The sequence below is a fragment of the Paenarthrobacter sp. JL.01a genome (assembly GCF_025452095.1).
Taxonomy (GTDB): Bacteria; Actinomycetota; Actinomycetes; order Actinomycetales; family Micrococcaceae; genus Arthrobacter.
On record NZ_CP104877.1, the window covers coordinates 2,637,336 to 2,655,653 of the forward strand.

The window sequence follows — 18,318 nt, forward strand, 5'->3', positions numbered from 1 at the left end:
AGTACACAACAGCTGCGCGACTGGCAGGAGTTATTCCTCCACGGCGCCGGTCAAGTGCCAGCTGGTGCGGTGGTAAGCACTGGGACCCTGAAGGCGGATAACGTCACGGTGGGCGGCGGTGGCATACCCCTTGTTCACATTCCAGCCGTACGCGGGCAGCTCGGAGTGGAGGTCCACCATGATGCGGTCGCGGGCCACCTTGGCCAAAACACTGGCCGCCGCCACGCTGAGGCAACTCATGTCGGCTTTGACCCTCGTGTGGACAGGAGCTTCGCACAGTGCACCGGTCGGTGCCGGGTCAAAGAGCGACGCCTGGACGTCCGGTGAAAGCCAGTTGTGGCTGCCGTCCAACAGCACCAGGTCAGGCGTGATGCCGCCGTCGAGAATTTCACACCACGCACGGGTCCCGGCCAGGCGCAGGGCGGCAATGATGCCGATCTCGTCAATCTCCTGTGAGGAGGCGTGCCCCACTGCTGAGGCCAGGGCCCATTCACGGACCAGGGGTTCCAAGCGGTCACGGTCTTCGGGCTTGAGCAGCTTGCTGTCGCGAACATCGGCCAGGAGGCCATGCTCGGCGAGGTCGACCACCGTGATTCCCACGCTGACGGGACCGGCCAAAGCGCCGCGTCCTACCTCGTCCACACCCGCAAGCAGTCGCACACCTTCGGAGTGGAACGATCTCTCCACGTCCAACGTGGGAAAACCCAGCGGGCTCTTCGCCTTCGCTTTTGCCTTGGGCTGGGTCTTGGCTTTGGGCGGGGTCTTGGCTTTGGCCTTGGGACCTGTTGCTGTGGTTGCCATCTACTTTGCCGGGGTTGCTTGGGGGACGTTACGGAAAACGTCCGGATAGTTGTCCAGGACAGTCCACCGGTTGATTGGCCAGGCAATAACGGTGGCCTTGCCCTCAACATCTTCAATATTCACGAATCCGCCGTTGGTTTCCTGGTGGGCCCGGGAGTCCGCAGAGTGGTTGCGGTTATCTCCCATAACCCACACTTTACCTTCGGGAACAACGACGTCGAAGGTCTGCGGAGAGGGGGTTTCAGCCGGATTGATGTAGCTTTCATCGAGCGCCACCCCGTTGACACTGACGCGTCCCTGGGCATCACAGCAACTGACATGATCGCCGGGAAGCCCGATGATCCGCTTGACCAGGTGCTGCTCGCTGGCGTCCGGAGCCAGGCCCACGAATTCAAGGGTGTCTCCCACCCAGTCCATGGGGCCTGCGGGCTTCTGCACAACAGGCGGCAGCCACGCTTGGGTGTCCTTGAAGACCACCACGTCGCCGCGCGAGAGGTCGAATGGCCCGGGAACCAGCAGGTTGATGAAGATCCGGTCCTGGACATCCAGGGTGCTTTCCATGGACTCCGATGGGATAAAGAACGCCTTGAAGAGGAACGTCTTCAGCAGGAAGGACAGCACCAGCGCAATCGCCACGACAGTGACGATCTCCTTGACCCACACAAGGACAGGATTCCTGGCCGGTTTTTCCGCCTCTGCCCGGGTCTCCGCACCATCTGAAGGTGCCGTTTCGTCCGAGAGCCGCGCGTCGTCGTCGTACCGCTCTGGGGTCCCGGGAGCTTTGTCCGGCATCTACTGTCCGTCCTTCGATGATGTTTCGGCCTGCATGGAGCGAGGCATCCCTGTAAATCTATCAAGTGGCCAGATGATCTGGACCGGCCGTCCGATAACCCGTTCCATGGGAACCATGCCGCCGCCCGGCGCGCCCAGCAGCCCACGGGAGTCGGCAGAGCGTGATCGATGGTCACCCATCAACCAGAGACGGTCCCGGGGCACCACGACGTCGAACTTCTGCGTGCTGGGTTCATCGCCCGGGTAAAGATAGGGTTCCTCAAGTACCTGACCGTTCACTGTGAGATGCCCGGTGGCATCGCAACACTGAACATGGTCACCGGGGACGCCAATAACCCTTTTTACGTATGTGGTGTCGCTGCCCGTCAGCCCGAACCACTGCCCCGCGGCGTTGACCGCATCCACGAAAGGCCCCTTGCCACTGCTGAGCGGCGCGAAGGAGCCTCGTCCATCAAAGACCACGACGTCGCCCCGGCGGATAGGCTCGGCGCTGAAGTCGGTGCGCGAGACCAGGATCCGGTCGCCCGTCATCAGGAGAGGCTCCATGGATTCGGAAGGAATGTAGTAGACGTCCACCCAGAGTGAACGGACCAGGCCACTGATGGCGATCGCAAGGACCAGCGCCAGCAAAACAAAACGCCAGCCCTGTTTCCGGGGCTGGCGTTCTGTTGTGTCCATGACTCGTATCCTGTGTTGCGTTGCGGATTGCTCCGGAACTACCGGGCACGAATCCTGGACCCGTTGCGTAAGTCGCGGGGCTTACTTGGCGAAGTCGCGCTTTTCCTTGATCTTCGCAGCCTTACCGCGCAGTGCGCGCATGTAGTAAAGCTTCGCGCGGCGGACGTCACCCTTGGTGACGACCTCGATCTTTTCGATGATCGGGGAGTGTACCGGGAAGGTACGCTCTACGCCGACACCGAAGGAAACCTTGCGCACGGTGAAGGTTTCGCGAACGCCGTCACCCTGGCGGCCCAGGACGAAGCCCTGGAATACCTGGACACGGGAGTTCTTGCCTTCGATGATGTTGACGTGAACCTTGAGGGTGTCACCCGCGCGGAACTCAGGAACATCGCTACGCAGCGAAGCTGCATCTACGCTATCGAGGATATGCATTAATCCACTCCTGGTGAACGCCACAGGTCATTCACTTTGGGTTACGGCGGACAAGCCCGGGGCACACAAGGCCACCGGAAATTTCCGCCGAAGTTTCTTAGTGTCCGGCTCCGCCACTGATTGGCGTCACCGGGTTGTCCGACTGTTGGCTGAACTCCCCCTGTGGCAGGTGTCAGCCCAGCAGACACAAGGATTAATTCTGCCATATGCGCAGCCATCCAGCCAACTGGCGGCCCGGCCAACGCACGACGGCGGCAGGCAGCCTCAGTTGGCGGCGTCGCCGCCGGGCGTGGCCCGCAGGCGTCCGTCCGCTACCTCGTAGCCAAGCTCCGCAAGGGCGTTGCGGTCCGCGCGACTCAACGAACCGGCGTCGAATTCCGCCAGGAGGTCAGGCCGGCGTTCGGCCGTCCGGCGGAACTGCTCATGGCGGCGCCACTGCGCGATCTTGCCGTGGTTGCCGCTGAGCAGGACCTCCGGCACCTCATGGTCACGCCAGGACGACGGTTTGGTGTAAACGGGGTACTCCAGGAGACCGTCGGAGTGGGATTCCTCGACCAACGATTCGGGGTTGCCGACCACCCCGGGAAGGAGGCGGCCGATCGCTTCCACCATGGCGAGGACGGCAACTTCGCCTCCGTTGAGCACGTAATCGCCAAGGCTGACCGGACGCACCGTGAAGTGGGCGCGGGCCCAGTCGATGACGCGTTCGTCAATGCCTTCGTAGCGACCACAAGCGAAGACCAGCTGCTCTTCCTCGGCGAGCTCATAGGCCAACGCCTGGTTGAAGCGCTCCCCCGCCGGCGACGGAACGATGAGCACCGGCTTGGTGCCCGCCTCCCCAGGGATCAAGGACTCAAGCGCCTGCGCCCACGGTTCGGGCTTCATGACCATGCCGGCACCGCCGCCATACGGGGTGTCGTCGACCGTCCGGTGCCTGTCCGTGGTGAAGGTACGGAGATCGTGGACGTTAAGCTCGAGCAATCCATCCTGCCGGGCCTTGCCTATGAGCGAGAGCTCCAGCGGGGCAAGGTACTCAGGGAAAATGCTGACGACATCGATCCTCATTCAGCAGGCTCCCCGTTGGAGTCTGCGCTGCCTTCGTCGTTGAGCTCGAACAGGCCCGCAGGCGGCGTGATGAGGATGTAGCCGTCCTCGATGTTGACCTCCGGGACGATTTCGTCAACGAAGGGAACCAGGATCTCCTTGCCGTCTTCGGATTCAATGACCAGCAGGTCCTGGGCGGGCATGGTGTTCAGTGCGGCAACCTTGCCAACGACCTGGGCACCCACACGCGCCTGAAGGCCAACGAGTTCGTGCTCGTACCAGCCTTCCTCGTCGTCGTCGTCGAGTTCTTCCGTTTCAATGAACAGCTTTGCCCCACGGATGGCTTCAGCGGCATTGCGGTCCGCGATCTCCTCGAAGCCAAGCAGCAGGATGTCCTTGTTCCACCTGGCGCTGCGGACAGTCAACGGGCCGGCTGAGGCCGGCTCCACGACGAACTCGGTCCCCGCGACAAAACGCTCTGCGGGCGCGTCGGTGAGTACCTGCACCGTCACCTCGCCACGAATGCCATGGGGTTTGCCGATCCGGGCCACCTGGAGCTGCATGGGTTCCTCTGAATTCTGTTGTTCCGCGCCGCCGGGCAGTCGCGGTGGTGAAGTGTTGGACAAAGCAATCCGGCCCCTCCACCATATTCGGTGAAGGGGCCGGACCTAAGACAAAAAGTGCTGAGCGCGTTACCGGCGGCGGTCGGTATCGACGACGTCGACCCGGACCTGCTCGCCACCAGCCAAGGCAGCAACCACAGTGCGCAGTGCACGTGCAGTACGTCCTTGACGGCCGATCACCCGTCCGAGGTCCTCCTGGTGAACGCGCACCTCGAGGGATTCCCCGCGACGGTTGTTCCTGGCACTGACCTTGACATCCTCAGGGCTGTCAACGATCCCACGGACCAAGTGCTCGAGCGCTTCTGCCAGCAACTTACTCAGCCTCGGTGGTCTCTGCTTCAGCCTCGGCCGGAGCCTCAGCAGCGTCGTCCTTCTTGGCCTTCTTGGTGATGGCTTCCGGGATGATGACGGAACCCTTCTCCGGAGCTACGAAAGCTTCCTTCGGAGCTTTGGTCTTCAGGGTGCCTTCCTGGCCCGGGAGGCCCTTGAACTTCTGCCAGTCACCGGTGATCTTGAGGATCGCGGCAACCTGCTCGGTCGGCTGGGCACCAACGGAGAGCCAGTACTGGGCGCGCTCGGAAGCGACCTCGATGTACGACGGCTCTTCGGTGGGGTGGTACTTGCCGATTTCTTCAATGGCACGGCCATCGCGCTTGGCGCGGGCATCCATGACGACAATGCGGTAGTACGGTGCGCGCATCTTACCGAAGCGCTTAAGGCGAATCTTTACGGCCACTTTTGTGGTCACTCCTGTTTCTGAAACGGGGTTGAACCGGGCGTTCTGCACCCGTGGGGCGGGCCATACTTGGCGGTTCGAAGGACAAGATACGAGCACGGAGAGAGGGGCCGTACCGATCGAGTACCTGTCTATTGTGCCAGATGCCCGCGGCATTTACGACTTACGCCGCACGGGCCGGTGAGTTCTTGGTCACTTTGCGGACGTCGCCTTCACCGGACCGGACGGCGGATGCTCATTCCGACCAGACGTAGAGCCCGGCCCGTTCGGTCTTTTCCACGTCCGCGGCAAGGGCGGCCAGTTGCTGGACATACTGCCGTGACTGGGCGGCTTCGAAGGGCATGTCTTCCTGCGCAGCCCAGGCGGCAGCGACGTCGTCGAGGACGTTGGCTTCGCCTTCGCTTTCGTAGGTGAGCAGTTCGGCCAGCGCCCTCACCATCGCCTCGGGAACGCCAAGAAGCGCGTCGCTGGTGACGTCCACCAGGGCAAGTTCGTAGTCGGCGCCCGCAGCATGGACCGCCTGTCCCGCAAGGTCCCCAAGCTGTTCAACTTCGTAGTCCGTAATGTCCTTGATCCGGACCGCGGGTCCGGCAACGTCGGCACCCTTGTCCAGGGCGGCTGCCCGCTTGAGTGCTTCGTCGTGGGTGGCTACAAAAATTTCGGCAAAGCCCATGGAAAGTACTCTCAATCGTTAGTGCTGACGGGGCGTGCGGCGCAGGACAGGAGGTCCCGCGCCGTCATTGTCCAGACTAGTGCAGCCCGGCGGGCCTGGCGGGTCCTGCCTCGGGCGCGGGCCGGCGCACGGCAACGCGCAGCTTGTTCCTCCACGGGTCTTCGAACTGCAGTTCGGCGCCCGTGTGGTGGTTCTGCACGCCGGCCACCCGCAGGCGGTCCGCCAGTGCGCCGACGTCATCACCGGTGGGCACCTCAATGAGCACCTCCCCGAGCCCCAGGGTGTCCTTCCGGGGGCCGGCGCCGCGGCTGTTCCACACATTCATGGCCATGTGGTGGTGGTACCCACCGGCGGAGACGAACAGCGCCTGGCCGTGCCAACCCGCGGTCTTCTCGAAGCCCAGGGTTTCGACGTAGAAGTTGTGGGCCGTGGCGACGTCGCCCACCTGAAGGTGGACGTGGCCGACGCCGGCCGCCGCTTCGTGCTGGCCCGTGACCGCGGCTTCGCTCAGGTGCTGCTGGAGGAAACGCTGCGGCGGGAGGGCCACATTGTCCATGACCACATTTTTGCCGTCCCACTGCCAGCTTTCGCGTGGCTTGTCGTAGTAGAGCTCAATGCCGTTGCCTTCGGGGTCGGTGAAGTAGAACGCTTCACTGACCAGGTGGTCCGCGCTTCCCACAAAGGCACGGGGTTCATATCCGGCGGTGGTTGCGATGGTGGCCGCCAATGAGGGCTGGTCCTGGAAGAGGATAGCGGTGTGGAACAGCCCGGCCTCACCACGCCCTGGAAGCTGGAGACCGGCAGCCGGTGCCAGGTGGACCACAGGCTTGCCGACGCGCCCCAGGTAGAGGCCACCGTCCTGCTCGGCAACAACCTCCAGCCCCAAGGCGCGCTGGTAGTAGTCACTCATGACTTTCATATCGCCGACCTTAAGCATGACGGTGCCCATGGCGAGGTCGGCAGGCAGAAGATCCTGTATGGATGAAGCGGACATGTGAAGCTCCCGGTGTTGATGCGGCCGCCTTTCGGCACGTTCTACCTATCTAAATTACTTGAAGCTTCAATTTATTCCTAGCGGATCAGCTGCCCCCGCAGGACGACGTGCTTGAGTGCCGAGACTGTACTGACATTCCGGCGCGGATCCTCGTGGCAGATCACGACGTCGGCACTCGCCCCTTCGCTGATGGCCTCGGCTCCCAGCCACTTGCGGGCGCCCCACGTGGCGGCGTCGAGGACCGCTGCAGGCGGCAGGCCGGCGTCGTGCAGTTCCTTCATCTCATCTGCAATCCGACCATGCCTGATGACGCTGCCGGCGTCCGTACCGGCACGGATGGCAACTCCGGCCTCGTACGCCTCCACCACACGTTCACGCCGGCGTTCCCAGAGGCGCGTCATGTGGTCCGCGTAACCAGGAAATTTGGGCGCGGCCTGGGCAGCGATCTCCGGGAAGGTGGCGATGTTGATCAACGTGGGAACGATCGGGACGGACTGCTCCACGAGCCGTGGAATGTGGCGTGGCAACAGACCCGTTGCGTGTTCGATGCAGTCGATACCGGCATCGAGCATGTCGTCGATGGTGTTTTCGGCAAAGCAATGTGCCGTGACCCGGGCGCCCTCGTCGTGGGCGGCGGAAATGGCATCCTTGACCGTCTTCGCTGGAAAGGAGGCAGCCAGGTCACCAATGCCCCGGTCAATCCAGTCCCCCACCAGTTTCACCCAGCCGTCGCCGTCGCGGGCTTCCTTCCGTACGGTCTCGACCAACTGCTCCGGCTCGATCTCGTGACCCAATCCGCGCAGGTACCTGCGGCTTCGGGCGATATGGCGGCCGGATCTGATCAGGCGGGGCAGGTCCGTGCGCTGCTGCACCCATCGTGTATCGCTGGGCGATCCACAGTCGCGAATGAGCAACGTCCCGGCGGCCAGGTCAGCCTGGGCTTGTGCGTGGGTAGTGGCCTCATCAACCGCACCACCGGGGCCCAGCCCGATGTGGCAATGGGCATCAACGAATCCCGGCAGGACCCAGCCGTCAAGTACGCTGTCCGGTTCAGTCGTCGGGCGTTCGAACGTCAGTGCGCCTCCGACGGACCACATTCCGCGTCGTTCCTGATTCGCGGCAACGAGCACTGGTCCGGTGAATTCGATGATGTTGGACATGCCAAAATCCTAGTCCGCACGAGTGCTGCCGCAGGTGCGGCCTTCATGTGACTGGGCGCCCCATGGCAGCTGTGGTAGCTTCGTCTACGACCACACGGGGGCCCTTGCAGGGGCTGAGATCGGGCTGAGGCAGCCTGCGACCGTTGAACCTGTCCGGGTAATGCCGGCGAAGGAAGTGAGTAATCCTTTGAGCACCACCAAAACACAGCACAGCCCTGCCCAAAACAGCCCGGCCGAAGACACGGTTGTTACGCAGTCTTTGAAGTCCCATTCGCTCGCCTACGTTGAAGACCCAGCCAGCGGCATCCGCGTTCCGGTGACCGAAATTTCGCTTGAGCCCTCCCCCAACGGCCAGGCCAACGCGCCGTTGCAGGTCTACCGGACGGCCGGCCCCGGGAGCGATCCCGTAGTGGGGCTCGAACCATTCAGGTCCGCCTGGATTGAAGCCCGCGGCGACACCGCACCCTACACGGGCCGCGAACGTAACCTGCTCGACGACGGCAAGGCAGCTTTGCGGCGAGGCGCGGCCTCTGCGGAGTGGAAAGGGGCGCAGCCTGTGCCCCGCCGCGCCATCGAAGGCAAAACCGTCACCCAGATGTACTACGCACGCAATGGCGTAGTGACCCCCGAAATGCAGTTCGTCGCGTTGCGGGAGAACTGCGACGTTGAACTGGTCCGGAGCGAAGTGGCCGCCGGCCGGGCGATCATTCCCAACAACATCAACCACCCCGAGTCCGAGCCCATGATCATCGGCAAGGCCTTCCTGGTGAAGATCAACGCCAACATCGGAAACTCGGCCGTCACCAGTTCCATTGCCGAAGAGGTGGACAAACTGCAGTGGGCCACCCAGTGGGGCGCGGACACCGTTATGGACCTGTCCACCGGCGACGACATCCACACCACCCGCGAGTGGCTCATCCGGAACTCCCCGGTACCCATCGGCACAGTGCCCATCTACCAGGCGCTGGAGAAGGTCAATGGCGAGGCCAACAAACTCACGTGGGAGATCTTCCGCGACACCGTGATCGAGCAGTGCGAGCAGGGCGTGGACTACATGACCATCCACGCCGGTGTGCTGCTGAGGTATGTGCCGCTGACTGCCAACCGCGTCACGGGCATCGTCTCCCGCGGTGGCTCCATCATGGCCGGATGGTGCCTGGCCCACCACCAGGAGAACTTCCTCTACACGCACTTCGACGAGCTGTGCGAAATCTTCGCCCAGTACGACGTCGCGTTTTCCCTGGGAGACGGCCTGCGCCCGGGCGCCACGGCCGACGCCAACGACGCCGCACAATTTGCCGAACTCGATACTCTGGCCGAGCTGACCCAGCGTGCCTGGGAATACGACGTGCAGGTCATGGTGGAAGGTCCCGGGCATATTCCGTTCCATCTGGTCCGGGAGAACGTGGAGCGCCAGCAGGAACTGTGCAAGGGCGCTCCGTTCTATACACTGGGACCGTTGGTCACCGACGTCGCTCCCGGCTACGACCACATCACCTCCGCCATTGGTGCCACTGAAATCGCCCGGTACGGCACTGCCATGCTCTGCTACGTCACACCCAAGGAGCACCTGGGCCTGCCCAACAAGGACGACGTAAAGACGGGCGTAATCACCTACAAGATCGCGGCCCATGCCGCAGATCTGGCCAAGGGCCACCCCGGCGCACACGAACGCGATGATGCACTATCCAAAGCCAGGTTCGAATTCCGCTGGCGGGACCAGTTTGCCCTGTCCCTGGACCCGGTCACGGCGGAGTCCTTCCACGACGAAACCCTGCCGGCAGAGCCTGCCAAGACGGCACACTTCTGCTCGATGTGCGGTCCCAAGTTCTGCTCCATGCGCATCAGCCAGGACATCCGCGACGAGTATGGCTCGGCCGAATCACAAGCGGCCATCGCAGGGATATACAACGGCATGCGGGAAAAGAGTGCGGAATTCCTCGCCGCCGGCGCAAAGGTGTATCTGCCGGAACTCCAGGTACCCCGGACTCAGGACGCCTGAACCGACCGGGTCCGTCCCACGTCCGCAACGAAGCTGCGGATGATGTGATCGCCGTCAGATGAATCCTGGGGCCGGTGCCCGCCCGCTGCAACGTGGCGGAGGGCACCGGTCTCCTGGAGGTACGCGGCAATTTCCTCGTACAGGGGTTCCCACCCGCCCGTCAGGACAAGGGTGGGTACTCCGGGAACGATGTGCAGCGGCGCTTCCCACGGGGGCGCCTGCAGCCTCAAGCGGCGGGCCGAGCGCTGTGCCTCAAGGGTTTCCAAGCCACCTGTTTCAGCGGAGAAGGCACGCAGGTAATACTCGCGGTGGTAATCGGCGTCGTTAAGCTGGCCCCGCACCTCATACAGCGGTTCCATCAATGCGCGGTAAGAAGCAGTGGCCGGAAGCTCCGCAGTCAAGGACAGGCAGGCCGGCTCCACCAGGACCAGGGAATGGATAAGGTCCGGGCGCTCCACGGCTGCCAGCATGGCAGGAATGGCACCTTGCTCATGCGCCACCACGTGACCTCCGCCCGAATCAGCCAGAGCCTGGATCACGATGGCAACATCGGCAGCGACATCGGACTCTACGGGCTCGTCCGCGGGATCGAAGCCGTGCCTGCGGAGAAACAGGGCGTCGTAGTGAAGGGCCATTCCGTGCTGCTTCGGCCACGCCGCAGCACCGAAACTGCCCACTCCGTGAAGGAAGACTACGCGCTGCTTCTGCATTGGTTCAGCCTATGCGACGGCTCCGACATCCCAACCTGTGCGGCTGGGATGTCAGTGCGGTTATTTGCCGAGGAACTTGTCGAAGCCCTTGGGAAGATTCAGCGATGACGGATCGAATTCCCCTGCGCCCTGGCCGAAAGCTGCACCCTTGGGAGCTGCCGAAGCTGCGTTGGCCCGCTTGGCCTCGGCATCGCGCAACTCCTGGGCCGCCTTGGCCGGGTTGCCGGACCGCGCCTTCTTCTTGGGGGCGTTCTTGCCGTGCTTGCGTCCGCCGCCAGGACCACCAAGGCCAGGCATTCCGGGCATCCCCGGCATGCCGCCACCCTGGGCCAGCTTCTTCATCATCTTCTGGGCTTGGGCGAAACGCTCCAACAGCCCGTTGACCTCGGACACGTGGACACCGGAGCCCTTGGCGATACGCGCACGGCGTGAACCGTTGATGATCTTCGGGGCGACACGCTCATGCGGCGTCATGGAGCGGACGATGGCCTCGACGCGGTCGATCTCTTTTTCGTCGAAGTTCTCCAGCTGCTGGCGGATGTTTTGCGCACCCGGCATCATCATGAGCATCTTCTTCATGGAGCCCATGTTGCGGATCTGCTGCATCTGGGCGAGGAAGTCGTCCAGGGTGAAGTCTTCCTGGTCGGCGAACTTCTTCGCCATCCGGGCAGCTTCTTCCTTGTCCCACGCCTTCTCGGCCTGTTCGATCAGGGTGAGAACGTCACCCATGTCCAGGATGCGCGAGGCCATACGGTCCGGGTGGAAGAGTTCGAAATCGTCCAGGCCTTCACCCGTGGACGCGAACATGACCGGCTTGCCGGTAACCGACGCTACAGACAGCGCGGCACCACCGCGGGCATCGCCGTCGAGCTTGGAAAGGACGATACCGGTGAAGTTGACGCCTTCATCGAAGGCCATCGCCGTGTTTACGGCGTCCTGGCCGATCATGGAGTCGATAACGAAAAGAACTTCGTTGGGAATGATCGCCTGGCGGATGCGGCGGGCCTGGTCCATCATCTCGGCGTCGACACCGAGGCGGCCGGCCGTGTCAACGATCACGACGTCGTGAAGCTTCTGGCGCGCTTCTTCGACACCGGCCTTGGCTACGGCAACCGGGTCACCGGCGGGGTGCTCAAGTTCGGAGGACGTGGCGCCTGGGTGCGGGGCGAAGACCGGGACACCGGCACGCTGCCCAACAACCTGGAGCTGGGTTACTGCGTTGGGGCGCTGAAGGTCACACGCCACCAGCAGGGGGCTGTGTCCCTGGGCCTTGAGCCACTTGGACAGCTTGCCCGCCAGAGTGGTCTTACCGGCACCTTGAAGGCCCGCCAGCATGATGATGGTGGGGCCGGTTTTCGCCAAGCGGATACGGCGGGTCTCGCCACCGAGGATCTCCTTGAGTTCCTCGTTGACGATCTTGACGATCTGCTGGCTCGGGTTCAAAGCCCCCGAGACTTCGGCACCCAAGGCACGCTCACGGATGCGCCCGGTGAACTCGCGGACGACGGACACGGCGACGTCCGCGTCCAGGAGGGCACGGCGGATCTCCCGGACTGTGGCATCGACGTCAGCCTCGGTGAGGCGGCCCTTGCCACGAAGGTTCTTGAAGGTTGCTGTCAACCGGTCAGAGAGTGAATTGAACACGCGCCGTGCACTTCTTTCGATGGTCTACGAATGGTGGCCGGTCCGGCACACCATAGTCTTGACGATTCCTGCCCCAACAGATGAGTCTCAACCACAACAAATCTGCGTTATCCACGGGACTCGACTATCTAGGGTACCAAGTCACGCCGGCAAGGTGGCATGCTGGCACAGTGACCAGTAAAACAACTGTAAAAACGTTGCTCATCCTCGGCGCGTCCGGGGACCTGACAGGCAGGCTGCTCCTGCCCGGGCTTGCGGGGCTGCTGGCGGCCGGACGCGCGCCCGGACTGAGGCTGGTGGGTGCCGGTTCCGACCCCTGGTCCCCCGAACAGTGGCACGAAAGGGTCAAGGGCGCTTTCGCGACGGCGTCGACGTCGGCGGATGCGGCCGGAAACGCGGCACTGGACGCTGTTGCCAACAACACTTCCTACCACCAGGTGGACGTAACAGCCGATGGCCCCTTGGCTGAGCTGCTGGCACAGCTGGAGGGTCCCGTCGCCGTCTACTTCGCCCTGCCACCCCATGTCAGCCAGAAGGCCTGCGAAGTACTGCACCCGGACCAAGTGCCGGCAGGAACGCGACTGGTCATGGAAAAGCCCTTCGGTTCAGGCACCGAATCAGCACACGAGCTGAACAAAACGTTGGCTGCACTCGTCCCCGAGGACCACATTCACCGCGTGGACCACTTCCTGGGCAAGGCCACGGTGCTGAACATCCTGGGCCTCCGCTTCGCCAACCGCTTCCTTGAGCCCGTCTGGAACCGTAACCACATTGAAAAAGTGGAAGTCATCTTCGATGAGGACTTGGCCCTCGAAGGCCGGGCGCGCTATTACGACACCGCGGGTGCCTTGCGGGACATGATCCAGAGCCACCTTCTGCACATCATGGCTTTCCTGGCCATCGACGCCCCGGCCACCATCGAAGAGCGGGACCTCCGTGATGCCGTAGCCACCGTGCTGCGGGCCAGCAGCATCAAAGCACCCTATGAGGCCTCCACCCGCCGGGCCAGGTACACGGCAGGAACGCTGGGTGAACGCAATGTGCCCGACTACGCCGCCGAACAAGGCGTGGATCCCGGACGCAACACCGAGACACTCGCTGAGGTACAGGTGGAGATCGATAACTGGCGCTGGGCGGGAGTTCCCTTCATTCTCCGCTCAGGCAAGGCGCTGGGCCGCCGGCGCAAGGAAGCCGTCATTACCTTCCGGCCGGTTCCGCACTTGCCAAAGGGATTCTCGGGGGTTGACTCCCCCAATCAGCTCCGCATTGGATTCGGCCCGGATGTCCTGCAGCTGGATGTGGATGTCAACGGCCCTGGAGACATCTTCACCCTGGACAGAGCGAGCCTGGTGGCCCAGCTCAGCGCAGCGGACCTGCTGCCCTACGGTGAAGTCCTGGAAGGCATCCTCACAGGCGATCCCTTGCTGTCCGTTCGAGGAGACACCGCGGAGGACTGCTGGCGCATCATCGAGCCCGTCCTCCGTGCTTGGGAAAAGGGCGAAGTTCCGTTGGAAGAATACGACGCCGGTAGCGCCGGGCCGGCCTCCTGGCCCACCGCCGTCGGGAGCTGACGCCGCCGTTGAACGCAAAAGCGGGCCGGGTACCTTCCAGTGGTACCCGGCCCGCTTGTGTGCTGCCCTGATGTTCGGCTGCGCCTTAGATGGCGGCTGCGCCCCGTTCGCCTGTGCGAACCCGCACGGCTTCGTAAACGTCAACCGTCCACACCTTGCCGTCTCCGGCCCTGCCGGTGTTTGAACTCGCAATGAGGACATCCAGGATGTCGTCCGCTTGCTCGTCGGTGGCGAGGACCTCGATGCGGATCTTCGGCAGCAAATCCACGTTGTATTCAGCTCCCCGGTACACCTCGGTGTACCCGCGCTGGCGGCCGTAACCGCTGGCCGCGCTGACCGTCAGGCCCTGGACTCCGTAGGCTTCGAGGCCTTCGCGGACTGCTTCAAGCTTTTCGGGACGAACGATCGCCGTGATGAGCTTCATGCCTGGACACTCTCCTTGCCCTCTGCGGGTGCCTTGGTTGCGGTGGATTCCGACTTGCCGATCATGGCCTCGTGCAGCGGCTGGAAGCTGCCACCGTGTCCGTTGACGCCGAACTCGTAAGCCGTCTCAGCGTGGAGGCTGAGGTCGACACCGACGTTCTCCTGTTCGGTGGAGACCCGGAAGCCCATTGTCTTGTGGATGGCCAGGGCGATGATGGCCGTCATGACCGCCGAGAAGACAATTGCCACGCCGGCTGCTGCGAGCTGCGCCCACAGCTGGGCGAATCCGCCGCCGTAGAAGAGACCGCCGGGGGTGGAGCCTTCGCTCGGGACTGCGATGAAGCCGAGGGCCACGGTGCCGATGATGCCGGAGACGAGGTGGACGCCTACAACGTCCAGCGAGTCATCGAAGCCCCAGCGGAACTTCAGGCCGACTGCAAGGGCGGAGGCCACACCGGCAACCACACCGAGGCCGAGGGCACCCACGGGGCTGACATCGGCACAAGCCGGGGTGATGGCCACGAGGCCGGCCACGACACCGGAGGCCGCGCCGAGGGACGTCGGGTGACCGTCACGGATCCGCTCAGTGATGAGCCAACCGATCATGGCCGCTGCCGGGGCCGCGAGGGTGTTGATCCAGATCAGGCCACCCTGTTCAGCAGTCGCTGCTGCGCCGCCGTTGAAGCCGAACCAACCGAACCAGAGGATGGCCGCACCGAGCATGACGAACGGGATGTTGTGCGGACGGTGGTTGGGGTCCTTGCCGAAACCGCGACGGTTGCCAATGATGAGGACCAGGACAAGGGCCGCCACACCTGCGTTGATGTGCACCACGGTGCCGCCGGCGAAGTCGATGGCGTGGCCCAGGGCCTTGCCGATCGCACCTTCAGGGCCGAAGAGGCCGCCGCCCCACACCATGTAGGCCAGGGGGCAGTAAACCAGGGTGACCCACACAGGCACAAAGATGCTCCAGGCCCCGAACTTGGCGCGGTCTGCAATGGCGCCGCTGATGAGGGCCACCGTGATGATGGCGAAGGTGGCTGCGTAGCCAACCTTGATCAGGCCGTCCGGAGTCGCGCTGACCCCTTCGAGGCCGAAGGTTGCGAGCGGGTTGCCGACGATTTCCAGGAAACCTTCGCCGGAGCTCATGGACGAACCCCACAGCACCCAGACGACGCCCACAATGCCGATGGAGATGAAGCTCATCATCATCATGTTCAAGGCTGCTTTGGCGCGTGTCATGCCGCCGTAGAAAAATGCCAGACCAGGTGTCATGAACAGCACAAGCGCCGCCGCCACCATGACCCATACGTGACCTGCGGTAAGTTCCATGGTGCACGTTCCTCTCTTGCTAGATCTGCGGTTCAACCGCTGTCCTGACGCCTTTTGCGTCCTGCTTAAGAGTTTTGTGCCGCAGTGTTTCACCTGCGCGGGTTTTATATTGCGGGGCCGTTACAACAACCTCCCCAACGTAAATGGTGCATATCTGCGACGTTACGGATATGTTTCAGGCGTCAGACTACGCGGGAGAACCGGGTTTTCCGACACTCGAGGCGTTCACGCGCCAGATCCCACCAGAAGGACCAGCACCGAATGACCCAGTCGCCCCGATCCGTCAAAGCTCCGAGGATCCGGCAGGAAAAGGTTCCCTTGCCCCGGGACATCAAGGTGATGTTGGCTGCTGCGTTCCTGATCGCCTTGGGATTCGGGCTTGTCGCTCCGGTTCTGCCGCAGTTCGCCACCACTTTCGACGTCGGCGCCACGGCCGCCGCGGTGATAGTGAGCATCTTCGCGTTCATGCGCCTGGTCTTCGCGCCGGCGGGCGGTGCCTTGATCGGGCGGTTCGGAGAGCGGAACGTATACGTCTGCGGCCTGTTGATCGTTGCGGTATCCACTGCAGCCTGTGCCTTCGCCCAGGATTACTGGCAGCTGGTGATCTTCCGTGGCTTCGGCGGGGCCGGTTCGGTGATGTTCACCGTTGCCGCCATGGGATTGCTCATCAGGCTTGCCCCTCCGGAACGCCGCGGGCGCGTATCCGGCGCTTACGCTTCGGCTTTCCTGATCGGCAGCGTGCTGGGCCCGGTGGCAGGCGGCCTGCTGGCAGGTTTCGGTCTCCGGGTTCCCTTCCTGGCCTATGCCGGTGCGCTGCTTGTGGCCGCCATAGTGGTCCGGACCATGCTCAGTGGCGAGGGCACCGCCGCCCAGGAGGCGGGACAGGCACCGGTCATGGCGCTGAGAGAGGCGCTGGCCGACTCCGCGTACCGGGCAGCCGTGTTCTCCAGCTTCGGCAATGGATGGGTGACCTTCGGTGTACGCATGGCCACTATCCCGCTCTTTGCGGTGGCTGTCCTGGATTCCCGGCCGGAGACAGCCGCCTGGGCTTTGGCCGTCTTTGCCGTGGGCAACGCCGCTGCCCTGACCTTTTCCGGCCCTTTGGCAGACGCCTGGGGGCGCAAGTTCCTGGTGGTCGCGGGCCTCGTGATCACGGGCGTTGCCACAGGGCTTATCGGTTTGACGACGGATCTCTCTGCGTTCCTTATCGCCTCAGCGGTAGCGGGGTTCGGCTCCGGCCTGCTCGGCCCGGCCCAGCAGGCCGCCGTCGCCGATGTCATTGGACGCGGACGGTCCGGAGGCAAAGTGCTTGCCGTTTTCCAGATGGCGGCCGACACCGGCGCGATCATCGGCCCTGTTGTGGCCGGCCTGATGGCCGACCACTGGGGTTATGGCTGGGCTTTCGCCATCACCGGCTGCGTGCTGCTGCTGACGGCCGCGGGCTGGTTGGCAGCCCGCGAGCCGCTGACAGCACGCGTTAGTTGAGCAGTGCGTCGACGAAGCCTTCGGCGTCAAACGGAGCGAGGTCGTCCGGGCCTTCACCGAGGCCAATCAGCTTCACGGGCACGCCGAGTGACTTCTGGATGGCCACCACGATGCCACCCTTGGCCGTCCCGTCCAGCTTGGTCAGGACGATGCCTGAGATGTTGACAACCTCGGCGAACACCCGTGCCTGGTTGAGTCCGTTCTGGCCCGTTGTGGCATCGAGGACCAGCAGGACCTCATCCACCTCGGCGAGCTTCTCAATGACGCGCTTGACCTTGCCGAGCTCATCCATGAGGCCGGTCTTGTTCTGCAGGCGGCCTGCGGTATCGACCATGACCACATCGACTTCCTGGTCGATGCCGGCCTTGACGGCCTCGTAGGCAACCGAGGCGGGATCGGCGCCGTCGATGTCGGACTTCACCGTCGGCACGCCCACCCGCTGGCCCCATGTAGCCAGCTGTTCGGCCGCGGCAGCACGGAAGGTATCTGCCGCACCCAGCAGCACATCCTTGTCTTCGGCCACGAGGACACGTGCCAGCTTGCCTACTGTGGTGGTCTTGCCGACGCCGTTGACACCGACAACCAGTACGACGGCGGGACGGTCACCTTTACGGTCGACGTTCAGTGAACGGTCCATACCCGGATCAACCAGCTTGATGAGTTCTTCCCGCAGCATGGTCTTGACGTCTTCGGGGCTACGGTTGCCCAGGACTTTGACCCGCTCACGCAAGGCATCAACCAGTTGCATCGTGGGTTCGGTGCCGAGGTCGGCAAGGAGGAGGGTTTCTTCCACCTCGTCCCAGACGTTCTCGTCGATCTTGTCGCCGGACAGCAAGGCCAGCAGTCCCTTGCCCAGGATGTTGTTGGACTTCACCAAGCGGGCGCGAAGACGGGTGAGACGTCCCTCCACCGGCGCAGGAGTGTCGATGGCGATGGTCTCAAGCCCTGCGGCGTCGTCAGGAACCGCGGCTCCGTCAACTGATCCATCAAAGGTGGGCGCTGGAGCCTTGACGCCGTCCGGGCGGTCCTCCACAAGGGTTCCGCCGCCTGCTGCAGAGGACTGCACGGGATCGTTGGCATCGCGTGTTCCGGGGTACTTTGAGCCCGACTTACGGGCCTTCAGGAGTACCGGCACGAGTCCGCCGACCACTACGAGCGCAGCGAGAATGGACAGAATTATGGGTAGGAAATCGTTCACTCCCCTACCTTCTCATA

At 63.4% G+C, this 18,318-nt stretch carries 19 protein-coding genes and 1 riboswitch; of the genes, 3 read left to right on the forward strand and 16 right to left on the reverse strand.

Features of this window, described 5'->3' with window-relative positions; all coding sequences use genetic code 11:
* Positions 1 to 30: 30 nt before the first annotated feature.
* From N5P29_RS12435 to N5P29_RS12485, 11 genes are all read right to left on the reverse strand, one after another.
* Entirely contained in the window at positions 31 to 801 is a 771-nt protein-coding gene (locus N5P29_RS12435; protein ID WP_262275245.1) for a ribonuclease HII, read from the reverse strand.
* Entirely contained in the window at positions 802 to 1,593 is a 792-nt protein-coding gene (lepB, locus tag N5P29_RS12440) for a signal peptidase I (RefSeq protein ID WP_262275246.1), read from the reverse strand.
* A complete protein-coding gene (lepB, locus tag N5P29_RS12445) occupies positions 1,594 to 2,271 on the reverse strand; it encodes a signal peptidase I (protein ID WP_262275247.1) in 678 nt (225 codons plus the stop codon). It lies immediately after the preceding gene.
* 81 nt (positions 2,272 to 2,352) lie between these two features.
* Positions 2,353 to 2,706 (reverse strand): 50S ribosomal protein L19, encoded by a 354-nt coding sequence (rplS, locus tag N5P29_RS12450; RefSeq protein WP_144659988.1) that lies wholly within the window; start codon positions 2,704 to 2,706, stop codon positions 2,353 to 2,355.
* Positions 2,707 to 2,970: 264 nt separating this feature from the next.
* A complete protein-coding gene (gene trmD / locus N5P29_RS12455) occupies positions 2,971 to 3,771 on the reverse strand; it encodes a tRNA (guanosine(37)-N1)-methyltransferase TrmD (protein WP_262275248.1) in 801 nt (266 codons plus the stop codon).
* Positions 3,768 to 4,313 carry a ribosome maturation factor RimM gene (gene rimM / locus N5P29_RS12460; RefSeq protein WP_262275249.1) on the reverse strand — a complete coding sequence of 182 codons (546 nt, stop codon included), beginning with the start codon at positions 4,311 to 4,313 and terminating at the stop codon, positions 3,768 to 3,770. The genes trmD and rimM overlap by 4 nt, the downstream gene beginning before the upstream one ends.
* A gap of 129 nt (positions 4,314 to 4,442) precedes the next feature.
* Positions 4,443 to 4,685 carry an RNA-binding protein gene (locus N5P29_RS12465; RefSeq protein ID WP_144659985.1) on the reverse strand — a complete coding sequence of 81 codons (243 nt, stop codon included), beginning with the start codon at positions 4,683 to 4,685 and terminating at the stop codon, positions 4,443 to 4,445.
* A gap of 1 nt (position 4,686) precedes the next feature.
* On the reverse strand, positions 4,687 to 5,109 hold the full coding sequence (gene rpsP / locus N5P29_RS12470) for a 30S ribosomal protein S16 (protein ID WP_018776208.1): 423 nt from the start codon (positions 5,107 to 5,109) through the stop codon (positions 4,687 to 4,689).
* Between the two features lie 235 nt (positions 5,110 to 5,344).
* A complete protein-coding gene (locus N5P29_RS12475) occupies positions 5,345 to 5,782 on the reverse strand; it encodes a hypothetical protein (protein WP_262275250.1) in 438 nt (145 codons plus the stop codon).
* A gap of 76 nt (positions 5,783 to 5,858) precedes the next feature.
* Complete coding sequence (locus tag N5P29_RS12480) at positions 5,859 to 6,776, reverse strand: VOC family protein (RefSeq protein WP_262275251.1); 918 nt, start codon at positions 6,774 to 6,776, stop codon at positions 5,859 to 5,861.
* Positions 6,777 to 6,853: 77 nt separating this feature from the next.
* Complete coding sequence (locus tag N5P29_RS12485; RefSeq protein WP_262275252.1) at positions 6,854 to 7,936, reverse strand: amidohydrolase family protein; 1,083 nt, start codon at positions 7,934 to 7,936, stop codon at positions 6,854 to 6,856.
* 84 nt (positions 7,937 to 8,020) lie between these two features.
* A riboswitch (TPP riboswitch) is annotated at positions 8,021 to 8,128 on the forward strand.
* On the opposite strand from N5P29_RS12485, the gene thiC reads away from it, so the two are divergent.
* A complete protein-coding gene (gene thiC, locus N5P29_RS12490; RefSeq protein ID WP_315973347.1) occupies positions 8,124 to 9,938 on the forward strand; it encodes a phosphomethylpyrimidine synthase ThiC in 1,815 nt (604 codons plus the stop codon). (Overlaps the previous riboswitch by 5 nt.)
* On the opposite strand, the gene N5P29_RS12495 is transcribed toward thiC, so the two are convergent.
* Positions 9,926 to 10,648: an alpha/beta fold hydrolase gene (locus N5P29_RS12495; RefSeq protein ID WP_262275253.1), complete on the reverse strand. Its 723-nt coding sequence runs from the start codon at positions 10,646 to 10,648 to the stop codon at positions 9,926 to 9,928. The two genes, thiC and N5P29_RS12495, sit on opposite strands and share 13 nt — an antisense overlap.
* Positions 10,649 to 10,708: 60 nt before the next feature.
* Positions 10,709 to 12,292 carry a signal recognition particle protein gene (gene ffh, locus N5P29_RS12500; RefSeq protein WP_262275254.1) on the reverse strand — a complete coding sequence of 528 codons (1,584 nt, stop codon included), beginning with the start codon at positions 12,290 to 12,292 and terminating at the stop codon, positions 10,709 to 10,711.
* Positions 12,293 to 12,462: 170 nt separating this feature from the next.
* Here ffh and N5P29_RS12505 point away from each other — a divergent pair, with 170 nt between their 5' ends.
* The gene (locus N5P29_RS12505) at positions 12,463 to 13,863 is read left to right on the forward strand and encodes a glucose-6-phosphate dehydrogenase (RefSeq protein ID WP_262275255.1); all 1,401 of its coding nucleotides are present in this window, start codon (positions 12,463 to 12,465) and stop codon (positions 13,861 to 13,863) included.
* Positions 13,864 to 13,948: 85 nt separating this feature from the next.
* Here N5P29_RS12505 and N5P29_RS12510 read toward each other — a convergent pair whose 3' ends face one another.
* Together N5P29_RS12510 and N5P29_RS12515 are read right to left on the reverse strand one after the other, a co-directional pair.
* On the reverse strand, positions 13,949 to 14,287 hold the full coding sequence (locus N5P29_RS12510; protein WP_017199639.1) for a P-II family nitrogen regulator: 339 nt from the start codon (positions 14,285 to 14,287) through the stop codon (positions 13,949 to 13,951).
* Positions 14,284 to 15,618, reverse strand: a complete 1,335-nt coding sequence (locus tag N5P29_RS12515; protein ID WP_262275256.1) for an ammonium transporter — start codon at positions 15,616 to 15,618, stop codon at positions 14,284 to 14,286. Before N5P29_RS12515 ends, N5P29_RS12510 begins: the two co-directional genes overlap by 4 nt.
* Before the next feature lie 261 nt (positions 15,619 to 15,879).
* Here N5P29_RS12515 and N5P29_RS12520 point away from each other — a divergent pair, with 261 nt between their 5' ends.
* Positions 15,880 to 17,103 (forward strand): MFS transporter, encoded by a 1,224-nt coding sequence (locus tag N5P29_RS12520; RefSeq protein WP_262275257.1) that lies wholly within the window; start codon positions 15,880 to 15,882, stop codon positions 17,101 to 17,103.
* Here the strand turns inward: N5P29_RS12520 and ftsY are convergent.
* Positions 17,096 to 18,301 carry a signal recognition particle-docking protein FtsY gene (ftsY, locus tag N5P29_RS12525; protein ID WP_262275258.1) on the reverse strand — a complete coding sequence of 402 codons (1,206 nt, stop codon included), beginning with the start codon at positions 18,299 to 18,301 and terminating at the stop codon, positions 17,096 to 17,098. The two genes, N5P29_RS12520 and ftsY, sit on opposite strands and share 8 nt — an antisense overlap.
* Positions 18,302 to 18,318: the final 17 nt, after the last annotated feature.